11 protein-coding genes are annotated in these 13,165 nt (G+C 69.5%); 5 read left to right on the top strand and 6 right to left on the bottom strand.

All coding sequences use genetic code 11. The features are described 5' to 3' along the window. The first annotated feature begins 59 nt into the window (after positions 1–59). Together IPV09_RS02940 and IPV09_RS02935 are read left to right on the top strand one after the other, a co-directional pair. Positions 60–716, top strand: coding sequence for a response regulator transcription factor (locus IPV09_RS02940; protein WP_207473576.1), 657 nt, complete (start codon positions 60–62; stop codon positions 714–716). Between the two features lie 227 nt (positions 717–943). After that, complete coding sequence (locus IPV09_RS02935; protein WP_207473575.1) at positions 944–3,751, top strand: 5'-nucleotidase C-terminal domain-containing protein; 2,808 nt, start codon at positions 944–946, stop codon at positions 3,749–3,751. 284 nt (positions 3,752–4,035) lie between these two features. Here IPV09_RS02935 and IPV09_RS02930 read toward each other — a convergent pair whose 3' ends face one another. Genes IPV09_RS02930 through argF form a run of 3 tightly spaced genes read right to left on the bottom strand, consistent with a single transcriptional unit; the run spans position 4,036 to position 7,693 of the window. Further along, positions 4,036–5,970: a hypothetical protein gene (locus IPV09_RS02930; RefSeq protein WP_207473573.1), complete on the bottom strand. Its 1,935-nt coding sequence runs from the start codon at positions 5,968–5,970 to the stop codon at positions 4,036–4,038. Further along, positions 5,971–6,624 carry a YbaB/EbfC family nucleoid-associated protein gene (locus IPV09_RS02925; protein ID WP_207473571.1) on the bottom strand — a complete coding sequence of 218 codons (654 nt, stop codon included), beginning with the start codon at positions 6,622–6,624 and terminating at the stop codon, positions 5,971–5,973. A gap of 58 nt (positions 6,625–6,682) precedes the next feature. Next, positions 6,683–7,693 carry an ornithine carbamoyltransferase gene (gene argF / locus IPV09_RS02920; RefSeq protein WP_207473569.1) on the bottom strand — a complete coding sequence of 337 codons (1,011 nt, stop codon included), beginning with the start codon at positions 7,691–7,693 and terminating at the stop codon, positions 6,683–6,685. A 106-nt stretch (positions 7,694–7,799) separates the two neighbouring features. On the opposite strand from argF, the gene IPV09_RS02915 reads away from it, so the two are divergent. The 3 genes from IPV09_RS02915 to IPV09_RS02905 are packed head-to-tail and all read left to right on the top strand — an operon-like array spanning position 7,800 to position 10,733. Continuing rightward, complete coding sequence (locus IPV09_RS02915; RefSeq protein WP_207473567.1) at positions 7,800–8,552, top strand: hypothetical protein; 753 nt, start codon at positions 7,800–7,802, stop codon at positions 8,550–8,552. Positions 8,553–8,588: 36 nt separating this feature from the next. Next, entirely contained in the window at positions 8,589–9,275 is a 687-nt protein-coding gene (locus tag IPV09_RS02910; RefSeq protein ID WP_207473565.1) for a response regulator transcription factor, read from the top strand. A gap of 57 nt (positions 9,276–9,332) precedes the next feature. Beyond that, entirely contained in the window at positions 9,333–10,733 is a 1,401-nt protein-coding gene (locus tag IPV09_RS02905; protein ID WP_370590198.1) for an ATP-binding protein, read from the top strand. Positions 10,734–10,740: 7 nt separating this feature from the next. Here the strand turns inward: IPV09_RS02905 and IPV09_RS02900 are convergent, their stop codons facing one another. From IPV09_RS02900 to IPV09_RS02890, 3 genes are read right to left on the bottom strand one after another with little or no spacing between them, the layout of a single operon-like run. Beyond that, the gene (locus tag IPV09_RS02900; protein WP_207473563.1) at positions 10,741–11,541 is read right to left on the bottom strand and encodes a DUF2786 domain-containing protein; all 801 of its coding nucleotides are present in this window, start codon (positions 11,539–11,541) and stop codon (positions 10,741–10,743) included. Continuing rightward, the gene (locus IPV09_RS02895) at positions 11,538–12,074 is read right to left on the bottom strand and encodes a hypothetical protein (RefSeq protein WP_207473561.1); all 537 of its coding nucleotides are present in this window, start codon (positions 12,072–12,074) and stop codon (positions 11,538–11,540) included. The genes IPV09_RS02900 and IPV09_RS02895 overlap by 4 nt, the downstream gene beginning before the upstream one ends. After that, on the bottom strand, positions 12,064–13,008 hold the full coding sequence (locus IPV09_RS02890) for a DNA-3-methyladenine glycosylase (protein ID WP_207473559.1): 945 nt from the start codon (positions 13,006–13,008) through the stop codon (positions 12,064–12,066). The genes IPV09_RS02895 and IPV09_RS02890 overlap by 11 nt, the downstream gene beginning before the upstream one ends. Positions 13,009–13,165 lie beyond the last annotated feature (157 nt).

The following is a 13,165-nucleotide window of genomic DNA, read 5'->3' as shown; positions in this document are numbered from 1 at the left end:
CACGCGGTGGCAGCTGCCGATCATGCCGGTCCCATGGAGGACCTACCCTGGTTGGAGTGATGATGGAGCCCTTTTCCGTAGCCCTGGTCAACGACTACCCGCTGGTCGTCCACGGACTGCATCGCATGCTGCTGCCCTTCCGTGACCGTGTCCGTGTGGTGGAGTTGGCGGTGAAGAGTCGTGAAGTGAGGGCTCCTGTCGACATCGCCCTGTTCGACTCCTTCGCCCACGATCGCGACCTGCCCACGTCGCTGAATGCCCTGGCCGCCGACCCAAGCGTCAACAAGGTCGTGCTGTACACGTGGGCCTTTGAGCCCGAACTGATCACCGCCGCCATCCAGGCCGGCGCCCACGGGGTGCTCGCGAAGACCCTGACCGGGGCCGGCCTGCTGGCCGCCCTGGAACAGGTCCACGCCGGGCAGCGCGTGATCAGCCCACGCCCCACCACGGTGCGCGACGTCAGGGCGGACACCGACAGGCCTGACGAATGGCCCGGACGGGCAGCCGGCCTGACCCAGCGTGAGGCAGAGATGATGACGCTGATCACCCGCGGCCACACCAACGCCGAGATTGCCTCGGCCACCTACCTGAGCCCCAACTCGGTGAAGTCCTACATCCGGTCGGCCTACCGCAAGGCGGGGGTCGAGCGCCGCTCCCAGGCCGTCGCCTGGGGCATGGAGAACGGTCTGGGCCGGGAAACCGCCAAGAACTCCTAGTCAGGCGAGTTGGCACCATCCGCGGGGCGAGGGGCACCGTGGGGCAACTCTTGGTGAACATCACACAAAGTTCGGTCCGTGCCATTGCCGAACCTGCGTGGGTCCACCAGAGTGACCCTAGGAGGACTCCCCGTCCACCGCGCGACTCGTGTGCCGGGGTGTCTCACGCCCTGGTCCGGTGAACTCCTCGTGGAGCCGGGCCGTACTCGACACCTTCAAGGAGAATCATGGCTCACCACCCTCTCGCAGGGGTTCGCCGGGCGGCCACGGCCCTCGGCGTCAGCGCCGCAATGATCGCCGGCGGGCTCAGTGCTCCGGCGTTCGCGGACGCCCAGGCACCCACCAGGTTGCTGCCGAACGCGGCCTGCGTCGCCGGCACCCCGATCGAGATCTACAGCTTCAATGACTTCCACGGTCGCATCGGTTCCTACAACGCCAGCAGCGCCACCTACAACTACCTCGCCGCGAAGCTGTTCACCCCGGTCGAGCAGTCCCGTGCCGCCGGCAACAACGTCGTCCTGCTGTCCAATGGCGACAGCATTGGCGGGTCGACCTTCGAGTCCGCCTCGCAGAACGACAACCCCACCATCGCCATCCTGAACGCGGCCGGCATCGACGCCTCCGCCACCGGGAACCACGAGTACGACAAGGGCCTGGCCGACCTGCAGTCGCGCTATGCCGGCACCAACGACAACGTCATCCCCGAATTTCCCTACCTGGTCGCCAACCTGACCAATGCCGCCGGTGAGGTCCCTGCGCCGCTGAAGTCGCACGCCATCATCGAGGTCGACCACGACCAGGACGCCACCACCGCCGCGATCCGCGTCGGTGTGATCGGGGCGGTCACCGCGGAACTGGACAGCCTGGTCAGCCCGGCTGGTATCGCCGGCTACACCGTCGGTGACCCGGTCGCTGCCGTCAACAAGGTGGCCACCGCCATTGCTGGCGACACCGACATCATCGTCGCCCAGATCCACGAGGGTGCGCCCAAGGGCAGCACCACCGCTGCGGAGAACGCCGCCGACAGCGCCGCCTTCAAGAGCATCTACGAGAGCGTCAGCCCGCAGGTCGACGTCGTCTTCAACGGCCACACCCACCAGCTGTACAACTGGACCACCCAGGACGGCCGACCGCTGATGCAGGCGGCCTCCTACGCCGAGAAGATGGCCAAGGTCACCATCAACGTCGAGGACAATGGCACCGTCTGCGGTGAGTCCGCCACCACCGTCGTCGACCCCGCCGCCGCTCCCGACACCACGCTGCCGGCCATCGCCGAGATCATGTCGATCACCGAGGACGCCATCGCCCAGGCTGATGTCGTCGGCGCCGTGAAGGTTGCCACCACCGACGGCCCCATCAGCCTGCCCGGCGGGCTCAACAAGCCCGACATTCGTGACCTGGAGTCGCCGGCCACCAACCTGGTCGCCGAGTTCTTCGGCGACGTCCTGGACGGCAACGCCCTCTACGACGGCAAGAAGGTCATCGGCGTCCAGAACCCCGGCGGCACCCGGGCGGGCCTGCCCAAGGGTGACGTGACCTACAAGGACGCGGCCCTGGCCCTGCCCTTCGCCAACACCATCAAGAGCACCGAGATCACCGGCGCCCAGCTGAAGATCGTGCTCAACCAGCAGTGGCAGCGCACCTCCACCGGCACCGTTCCCAGCCGCGCCTTCCTGCGCCTGGGCCTGTCGCCCAACACCACCTACACCTACGACGAGTCGCTGCCGGAAGGGTCGCGCATCACCGGGATCTTCTTCGAGGGTGCGCCCGTTGCCGACACCGACGTGTTCACCATCGTCTCGGGCAACTTCCTGATCGATGGCGGCGACAACTTCCGCGAACTGGCCAATGGCACCAACACCCGTGACACCGGTCTGGTCGACCTGACCGCCTTCACTGACTGGGTCGGCAAGCAGGGCACCATCTCGGCGTCCTACGCCAATGTCGGCGTCTCGGTCAAGGGTCAGCCATCGGTGGTCATCGAGGGCGCCAAGTACAGCTTCTCCGTCGGCGTCCCGCTGTCGGACGGCGTCGCCAAGGACACCCTGGACAGCACCGGCCTCGAGGCCGTCAAGCACACCACGGCCACGGCGTTCATCGTCCAGGGCTCCACCAAGATCAAGGTCGGTTCGGCTGCCGTCGTCGACGGCCAGGTGGCGAACCTGCAGGTCTCGCTGCCGGTGAAGTCGGGACTGACCAGCGGTGCAGCCACCCTGCGCGTCGAGGGGGCACCGTCGGGCACCACCGCCGAACTGGCCGTGACCGTGGTCGCCGCCGGCCCCACCTTCGCCTGGGGTGACCAGACCGGTGACAAGATCGGCGACATCCTGGCCGTCGACTCCACCGGGTACCTGAACATGTACTTCGGTCGCAACGGTGGCCTCAGCGGACTGTCGACCCGGGCCGGCGCCGGCTGGGACGAGTTCACCTGGGTCTCGCACACCCCCGACGTGAACGGTGACGGCATCGACGAACTGCTCGGCCGCAAGGCCACCGGCGAGATGTTCCTGTACTTCGGCCAGACCATGGGCCAGTTCACCTCACCGCGCCTGGTCGGCACCGGCTGGGAGGGCATGGGCAAGCTCGTCGTCGTCGGTGACATGACCGGTGACGGCAGCCCCGAGGTCGTGGGCGTGGGCGAGGACGGCGGTCTGTACCGCTACACCCTCACCAACGGTGGCCTCAAGGACGCCCGCCACATTGGCAGGAACTGGCAGGGGTTGACCAACATCGCCAGCGTCGGTGACTTCAATGGTGACGGCACCGCCGACATCCTGGCCACCAACGCCAACGGTGACCTGTTCACCTACTACACCGGCAAGGGCGGCATCATCATCCAGGCTGCCCACACCGGTCGCGGCTGGACCGGTTTCACCGCGTTCTTCGCCCCCGGCGACCTGAACGCTGACGGTCGGGTCGATCTGGTCGGCCGCAACGCCACCGGTGTGCTCTACCTGTACACCAACAACAGCGGCAACTGGGGTGTGGCCAAGGAGATCGGCCACGGCTGGGGTGGGTTCACCCTGTTCGCCTGACCCCCACGGCAATGGACGGGCCCGTCGGCAGTTGCCGGCGGGCCCGTTTCATCGGGTGGCACTTCGTGAACGATGTGCCGTCCCCAACCTCGACAGGCGGCATTTCGTGAACGATGTGCCGTCCCACACCTGGTCAGACGGCACTTCGTGAACGATGTCTCGTCCCACACCTCGACAGGCGGCACTTCGTGAACGATGTCTCGTCCCACACCTGGTCAGACGGCACTTCGTGAACGATGTGCCACCCGAAACGCACCCACAACGCGACCATCCGCCGCGACGGGTCAGCGCATCCCGCCAGGACGCCCAGTGCCGTACCGCTCGTCGTACTCGTGGCGCACATTGTCAGAACCGTGACCGTCGATGGGGCTCTGCTCCCCGCCCAGGTCGAACGGGGTGCCGTGGTGGTCAGGCATCAGGCCCGAGGTGATTGGCCAGTCCTCCTGCAGGTTCGTCAGGATGTCGTCGTCGGTGCGGTAGGCACGCACCAGACCCCCGTCCACGTCGGCCAACACCTGCTGGCGGGTCGTCCCGTTCTGCTGAGCGATGTAGTCGATGGTGGCATCACTGACGCCGGCCGCGTTCGCCGTGACGGCGGGGTTGCCGCTGGTCATGGCGGCGATCTCGGCCAGCCGACCGCCCAAGGAGTGACCCCCGTAGACGACGTCACCCCGGCGATCACTGTGACCGATGGCCTGGGCGATCGCCATCGCCATCTCTGACTGGGGACCCATGCCGGTGCCGCCGGGCAGGTTCTCCTTCAGCAGGTCGGTCTGGCTGGGGTCCTCGAAGTCGGTGCCCTCGAAGACGACCACGATGGCGCCGTCCTGGCCCTGGTAGACGTGCGCCGCGAAACCGTTGTCGTGGTCGGTGAGCATGGCGGGGGTCAGACCCAGCCCGGCCAGGGTGTCGGGGTCGGTGACCTCACGGAAGCCGTCTGGGATGTCGCCGGCCAGCAGGTCGATCACCAGCCCGTCGCGGCCGTCGGTGGTGGTGCCGCGCATGGAGTCGGCCAGAGTGCCCGGGTCGGTGCCGTAGCCGATGCCCGGGTCGGTGCCGGTCTGCAGCATGACCCCGGCTCGCGACAAGGACTCCCCCAGCTGGCGGATCTGGCCGAGGTAGGCCGTGCCCTGTTCGGCGACGTCGCGCATCACGTCGGCCATCACCTGCATCTCGGTGGCCAGGAACTCCAGCAGCCAGGCCAGGAAGTCGGCGACCAGTGCGGCCAGCATCGCGGCGCTGACGACGACGCCGAACGGCACCGCCAGCAGGCCCAGGGCCACCTTGAACCAGAAAATGGTGGGGGCGACCTGGGCGATGATCTCGCTGATGATGTTCGCGACCATGGCGATGACCAGTTGCCGCGCCGAGGCGGTGTTCAGGGCCACGCCCTCGATGCTCGGCCCGATGATCGCCACCAGGTCCTGGGCGCCCGCCAGGCATCCCTGCGCAGTGCCGGCGTAGGCAGCAAAGACGTCGGCGCTCGGACCTGTCCACTGCGACGCTGACCCGGAGGCAGTGGCCAGGCCGCTGACGTGCTCACCCAACGCGTCGGCCACCTGCTGCAGTGAGGCCTTCGCCTGCCGGATGGCGTCGGCGTCGCCGGTGAGTTCGGTCAATGCCTCATCGATCGGCCCGAAGTAGCTGAGCACGGTCCCGGCCAGCCAGGTCAGCGAGGTGGTCACCAGTTCGCCGACCGCGGCGGGGACGTCGAGCCAGTCCAGGGCGGTGGGCATCAGGACCCGCACCGGGTTGCCGCCCGAGAAGGCGTCACCACCGACGGCTGCGCCCTGACCCAGGATGTCGGCTGCCCCGGCCCAGTGCGCACGCGGGGTGACGTCGAGGTCGGCGAGCGGGTCGGTCGCGCCGGTGCCCCCGGGTGTGGCTGCCCCGGCTGCGCCGCCGGGGGCGGCATCCAGCGCGTCGACCAGGATGGCGATCAGGTCGAGCGCCGCGTCCTCGGCGCGGCGGTACCCCATGGCCGTGGCCCCCACCCCGTCCGCGATGCTGGCCACCGCGCCCGCAGCTGCGTCGAGGAACGCGGACAGGTCCTGCGTGGTGGCTGGGAAGGTGTGGCTGGCCGGCGGCTCGAGCAGGTGGCCGAAGGCGCCGACAGGCGGGCCGGACGGACGGGGGACACCGGTCAAGTCGGCCGCCTGGTCGTCCACGGCGGCGGCCATGGCCTGGATCTCGGGGACGCTCCACGCGCTGGTGGTCATTCAGGTCCCCGTGTCGTCGAGGACGATCTGGGTCTGGCGGCGCAGGTCCTCGGTGGCCCGTTGGAGCGCCTCGGCCATCGCGTCATTGAGCTCACCGGCCGGCAGGGTCGAGGTCCACGTCGAGAGGGTGATTGCCTCGAGATGGCCCCATGAGTTCACCCGGACGCCGATCCTGCCCCCTGCGGCTTCGCCCTCACCGACCAACGTCGCCAGCCGCGGCGCGGCCTGCTCGGCGGCGGCCATCCGCTGCTGCAGGGTGGCGCGAAGTTGAAGGAGCATCACCGGCGCCGGCGCCTGGGCGTCGACATCGGCAGGCAACTGGAAGCGTCGGTTGCCCAGGCCCGGGGAGGGCTGGTCAGGATCGCCCGGCAGGTCGGTGAGCGTGATGGCGTCCCGGACCCCCGCCGCGGCACCCCCACTCGCCGTCCGGGCGAGGTCCAGCAGGTGGCGGGCCAAGGGGGCACCGACCAGGCCCGGGGACACCACCCGCAGGGCCAGGACGCGGCCATCGGCTGCGACGTCGACCTCGGCGTGCTGGCTGGCCGCCCGACGTCCCGGGTTCGCCCGGCGCAATGCGGTCGCGAGCAAGCGGTAGGAGCGCGCGGCCTGACGCAGCCGGGCCTCGGCGGGCAGCTCTGGGCGGGGTCGGCTCACGCGCCCAGACTAGGCCCCGGCGGGGTCGCCCCCGCCGGGCTTCGTCGACCGGGTCCGCTCAGGACGGCTGGTCGTGGGCCAGGGTTGCCACCATCACGGCCTTGATCGTGTGCATGCGGTTCTCGGCCTGGTCAAAGATGACCTCGCGCTGGGCCTGGAACACCTCGTCGGTGATCTCCAGGGCCTCCATGCCCGTCAACTGGAAGACCTCTTCCCCCACGGTGGTATTGCGGTCGTGGTAGGCGGGCAGGCAGTGCATGGCGATGACGTCGGGGTTGCCGGTGGCCTCCATCAGGGCGGCGTTCACCTGATAGGGCCGGAGCAGGTTAATGCGCTCGGTCCAGACCTGCTTGGGCTCCCCCATCGAGACCCACACGTCGGTGTAGACGACATCGGCGCCGCGGACCCCGGCGGCCACGTCGTCGGTGAGGGTGATGCTGGCACCCGTGCCGGCGGCCACACCCCGGGCCTGTTCGACGATCGCGGGATCGTTGTGCAGTTCCTTCGGGGCGACCATCCGGACGTCCATGCCCATCAGCACACCGGCGGCGAGCACCGAGTTGCCGACGTTGTTGCGGGCGTCACCGACGTAGGCGATGGTGACCTCGTGCAGCGGCTTGCCGACCCGCTCGCGGATGGTGAGCTGGTCGGCGAGGGTCTGGGTGGGGTGCCATTCGTCGGTCAGTCCGTTCCAGACCGGGACGCCGGAGTGCTGGGCGAGTTGCTCGACGGTGTCCTGGCCGAAGCCGCGGTACTCGATGGCGTCGAACATGCGCCCGAACAACAGGGCGGTGTCGACGATCGACTCCTTGCCGCGGATGTGCGAGCCGGACGGGTCGAAGTAGGTGGTGTGGGCGCCCTGGTGGGCGGCGGCGACCTCAAAGGCTGAACGGGTACGCGAGGAGCTCTTCTCGAAGATGAGAGCGATGGTCCTGCCCACCAGACGCTGACGCTCGGTGCCGGTCTTCCGCTCGGACTTCAACTCGGCCGCGAGGTCGAGCAGGCCGCTCCACTCGTCGGGGGTGAAGTCGAATTCCTTGAGGAAACTGCGTCCGGTCAGCGATGTCATGGGGAAACGCTACAACCAGCCACCGGCTCGGCGCGCATGCCGGTACCGTCGCCGGCGCCGGCGCCGGCGGGCGTCCGGCTGTCGTGGTGACCACTAGGCTGGGTCCATGACCTTGTTCCTGGTTGGCGGAGGCCCCCGCGAGAACCTGTCCGACGTGCACGATGCCTACGCGGCGAGCGTGGGCGTGCGGGCCCGCGGTCGACGCGCCAGGGTCGCCCACATCAGCGCTGGGACCGCCGAGCAGGTCGCCCAGTTCGTCGAGGCGTACACCTCCCCCCTGCTCACCCGCCTGCCCGAGTGCGAGATCGTCCCGATCAACCTGTTGCCGCACGTGCCGGCCCCCGACGGTTCGGGATCGGTCGACCCGACCGAGTGGCCCGAGTCGCTGTCGGGGTTCGACGGGGTGATCGTCAGTGGCGGTCACACCCCCAGCTACCTGGCCGGGTTGGCACCCCGACGCGACGAGCTGGCGCGGTTGGTGCGCGGCGACGTCCCCTACATCGGTTACTCCGCCGGCGCCTCGGTCACCTCTCGGCACGCCCTGGTCGGCGGCTGGCAGGTCAATGGTCGTGCGGTGGGCTCCCAGCAGTGGTCGGAGGGCCTGGACGAGGTCAGCGTGGTCGACGGTCTGGGCATGATCACCCCCACGATCGGCACCCATGCCGACGTGGCCCTCAACGACGGCCTGCTGACCGGCATCGTCGAGGCCGGGGTGACCCGCACCGCCGTCGGCATCGACGAGGACACCTGCCTGGTCGTCGACCCGGTCAGTGGCCGCAGCGCCCACTACGGCAACGGACGCATCCGTTGGTTCAGCCGTGACGGGGATGCCGTGATCGTCACCACCCAGTACGCCTGAGCCTCAACGGGACCTGAAGGCCTTAGGGTGGGGGCCATGCAGATCTTGGTGGTTGATGACGACCAGGCAGTGCGCGACTCGCTCAAGCGCTCGTTGACCTACAACGGGTACGAGGTCGCGACCGCCTCGGATGGGCTGGAGGCGCTGGCGCAGTTGTCGGCGATCCGTCCCGATGCGGTCGTGATGGACGTGATGATGCCGCGGCTGGACGGGCTCGAGGCCACCAGGATGCTGCGTTCGACCGGCAATGACGTCCCCATCCTGATCCTGACGGCGCGTGACGCCGTCAATGACCGGGTGGATGGGCTGGATGTCGGTGCCGACGACTACATGGTCAAGCCGTACGCGCTGGACGAGTTGCTGGCCAGGCTGCGGGCGCTGACCCGTCGGGCGCGCCCCGAGCCGGAGCACAACCCCGAGGTGAAGCAGTTCGAGGACCTCGTCCTGGATCCGCAGACCCGTGAGGTGACCCGCAATGGTCGCCGGATCAGCCTGACCCGCACCGAGTTCGCCCTGCTGAACGTCTTCATGGACCACCCGCGCCGGGTGCTGGAGCGGGGCTGGTTGCTCAACGAGGTGTGGGGGTTCGACTTCCCGACCACGGCGAATTCGCTGGAGGTCTACATCGGCTACCTGCGTCGCAAGACCGAGGGTGAGGGCGAGTCCCGTCTGCTGCACACCGTCCGTGGCGTCGGATACGTGCTGCGTGAGACCCCCCCGTAAACCGGCGTGAATTGGTTGAACGCCTGGCGCAGGTTCCTGCCGCGCCTGCGCACCGAACTGCCGCTCGGCAGGCGGCTCGCGACGATGACGCTGATGAGCCTGACGGCCGTGGTGCTCGCGGTGGGCGCCACCGCCTACTTCGCGACGCAGGCGTCGTTGTACCAGCGCCTGGACGGCAGCCTGGTCAATGTCGGCAACACGCTGATGCCGACGGTGCAGCAGATGCCGACCACGGTCGGCGGTCTGACCGCTGACGCCACCACCACCGCCGACGTGACCCTGCTGGTGGTGCGCGCCGACGGTGTGGTCACCGGCATTCCCGGGGCGCCCACGATCATCACGCCCGGCCCCCAGGAGCTGTCCGCAGCCCGCACCCAGCTCGCCTCCGAGCCGCGCACCCTGGTCACCGGTTCGGGCGTGAAGTTCCGCGTGACGGCGATGCCGTTCACCTCCGAGGGCCAGAACTACGCCCTGGTGGTGGCCCGTCCGCTGGAGCCCACCGAGGCGACCCTGCGGCAGTTGTGGTGGGTGCTGCTGGCCGTGGGGCTGGTCGGCATGGTGAGCGTGGGCATTGGCGGTTGGTGGGTCAGCCGGCAGACGCTGGCCCCCATTCGGGAGCTGTCGAGGGCCGTCGCGCAGATCACCGAGACCGACCAGCTGACGCCGATCCCCTCGGCCAGCACCGACGACCTGGGTAACCTCACCGAGTCGTTCAACACCATGCTGAACTCCTTGTCGTCGTCGCGGGAACGGCAGAAACGTCTGATCGCCGACGCCGGCCACGAGCTGCGAACGCCGTTGACCTCGATGCGCACGAATGTCGAGTTGCTGGTGGCCGACGAGAACCGGCACATGCTGCCCGACGGAGCGCGGGCCGAGATCCTGCACGACATCGCCGCCCAATTGGGCGAGTTCACCTCCCTGGTGGGCGACCTGGTGCAGCTGTCACGCGAGGACAAGGCGACCGCTGCGCCGGAGGCGCTGGACTTCGCCGAGGTGGTGCGGGCCGCCATCGTGCGCGCCCGCCGCCGCGGCCCCGGCCTGCGCTTCGACGTCGAACTCGACCCGCTGTACATCCTGGGCGAGTCGGACACCCTGGAGCGTGCCGTCACCAACCTGCTCGACAACGCCGTGAAGTTCTCTCCCCCCGGCGGCACCATCCGGGTGCACCTGGAGGGTGACGTGCTGCGCATCTCGGACGAGGGCCCCGGCATCGCCGAGGAGGACCTGCCACACGTCTTCGATCGCTTCTACCGTTCCGACCGGGCCCGCAGCACGCCGGGCACCGGGCTCGGGCTGTCCATCGTCGCGCACACCATGCAGGCCCATGGCGGCTGGGTGACGGCCGGACGCGCCGCCGAGGGCGGGGCGGAGTTCACCCTGCACCTGCCCGGAAGCAGCCACGACCCAGAAGACCTGCCCATGGACGAGGCGCCCCGCAGTCGCGGCTCGGCCTGAGCCGTGCTCACTGGTGGTCCAAGGCCTGGTGACCGCTGAGCCGGGCCCCGTCGGCGGCCCGACGCCCGGCGGCCCGGATGGTCTCGGTGTGGTGGCCCGCATGGTTCACCCGCGGTCGGTGCACCCCCAGCTTCGGGTACCGGGTGGTGATGAAGTCGCCGACCTCGTCGGACTTCGCACGCAATGCCAGGGCCACCGAGGACAGCTCCCGGCCGGTCGGCGGTGCCTCGGTGCGCTCCTGCTCGAGGGCCTCAGCCAGGGCATGGTCCTTCGCCTCCGACAGCCGCAACCCGATGCGCTGGATGAACCCGTCGTAGAAGACGCCGCGAGCGGTGCTGGTGTGCACGCTGGCGGGCACCACGCTGGCACCGCGACGAACCAGCCGGGTCAGGTCCCGGTGTTCACCCGACTCGATCCACCGGTCGGCCGCGGCGATCATCTGCGTCACCAGTGATCGGTACAGGGCCTCGACGGTGTCGAGGTCGCTGGGCATGCCAATGGGAAAGACTGCGGACTCGCCCCCACGCATCAACACCTCGACGTCATTGAGCTGGGCGATCACCGTGTAGAGCCGCCGCAGGGCACCGACGTGGCGCTGGCGGGGCCGGCCGATGCTCAGGGTGCGCTCCTCGACCAGCTCGCGCAACTGGGCCTGGGCGTCGGCGTGCCGTGCCCGGGCCAGGTCAATGGAATACCGAGTGGCCAGTTCCTGCGCCTTCGCCACCAGTGCGTCGGCCTCCTCAGTGGAGTGGGTGGTCTCGGCCTTGCGGAGCAGCTTGCCGATGACAGCGGTCGCCTTGGCGCTCATCCGGTCGCCTCTCGTGATCGTGGTGCACTGCGCTGCCCACCGGGGGCCAGTGGCAGTCCTGCCCCGGTGAACAGTCGATGGAGTTCGTCAGCCTGACGAGGCAGCGCCAGGTGCCGCAGCAGCGCCACCAGGCTCGCCCGGAACAGTGGCCCGTGGGACGGCTCGGCGCCACCGGGATGCTGTCTGGTCTGGCACGCGGTCACGTGGTGGGCGAGTTCGTGTAGGACCACCAGCCGGGCCGCACCCCACGACGCCAGCGCAATCTCTGCCCGGTCGGGGGGCTCGGTCGGGCCGGCAGGGCGATAGTGCGACTTCGTCTCGCCCCGACGCAACCGCACCCGTACTGGCGGCAGACCCAGTTCCAGGCAGGTCAGGGTGCAGAACAGCCTGACCGAGGCGAGGTCGGTGAAGTCGTGCTCGGGTTCCACGCTGACCAGTCGACCGTCGACCAGGACGGCGCGACCGGCCCTGGCCCAGCGCTGCAACCGGTCCTCGCAGAGGTAGACGCGGCCCACGTCGGGGTCAGCGGCCATGTCGTCCCCGCCAACCGCCGCGGACCGGCACATGGGTGGGCAGGCTGCGGCGGGGGCCGTGCCGTTCAGGCATGCCCAGTGCCATCAAGGCGATCTCGACGCGATAGCGATGCGGGCGGAACACGTCGAGTGCCTCCGCCGGGTCACCGCCCAGGTGGTCGCTGATCATCCGCGGCACGTGGTAGTCATCGACGCTCCAGGCATCGGCGTCCCCCAGCACCTGCTGGCGAACCTTCGCGGCCGTCCAGGGGCCAATGCCGGGCAGGGTGCGCAGGGCCTGGTCCAGCACGTCGCCGCAACCGGTGCCCGGCTGCGCGCCGGTCCGGGCGAGCACCCGCTCGAGCGCCGGCACCTTGGCCAGCGCCTGCCGCAGGGTGGCCGACCGGCCCTCGTCCACCCCCGCCCGCAGGAACTGCCAGCTCGGGATCGAGGCCCACTCCTGAGCCGTGGGGGCGGCGACCATGCCATGCGCCGGGTGGTCGCGGGCCTCGGCGCCGGGAGCGGGGGTGCCGTAGGCCCGGACCAGACGCCGAATGCTGGTGAACGCCTCGGCGCCGGTGACTCGCTGCTCAATGACCGAGAAGGCCAGGGATTCGGCCAGCAGCCCCGAACCTCCGCAGCGGACGCTGCGCCGGCGCAGCACCGCCGACTGCAGCCGGTGGTCGGGGGTGAACTGTTCGGGATGGTCGTCGGCACCCAGTTGGGCCGGGGTCTGGTCCACCGCCCACCGGGCCCCGTCACCGACGGCGTGGACAAGCACGTCCTGATCGGAGCGTTCCAGGTGCAGCAGCGCGGGCCCGTCCGGGGTGTGAATGGCCCGCCACCAGCCGTCCGGCACGCGTCGCAGCGTCGGGTCGCCGTGGCCGCGCTGCAGGCGGCCCAGGATGGCGTCCATGGCCGGCGCCATGCCGGCGACGACGAGTGCTGGTGACATGTGTTCCAGCCTAGGCGGCGCCGCCGACCTGACCAGTCCCCGTCGTCCAGCTGACAACACCTGGTGCCATCCGGTCAGCACGGCCACCGGCCCGGACGACACTCGGAGGCGTGCGGGGCACAGTGTGGTGGACTGTCCCGAGTAGATTGAGGCGCGC

The organism is Tessaracoccus sp. SD287 (assembly GCF_017355265.1).
In the GTDB taxonomy this organism is placed as follows: Bacteria; Actinomycetota; Actinomycetes; order Propionibacteriales; family Propionibacteriaceae; genus Aestuariimicrobium.
Note: the sequence above shows the minus strand (reverse complement) of the source record. Positions and strands in the feature narration are given on the sequence as shown.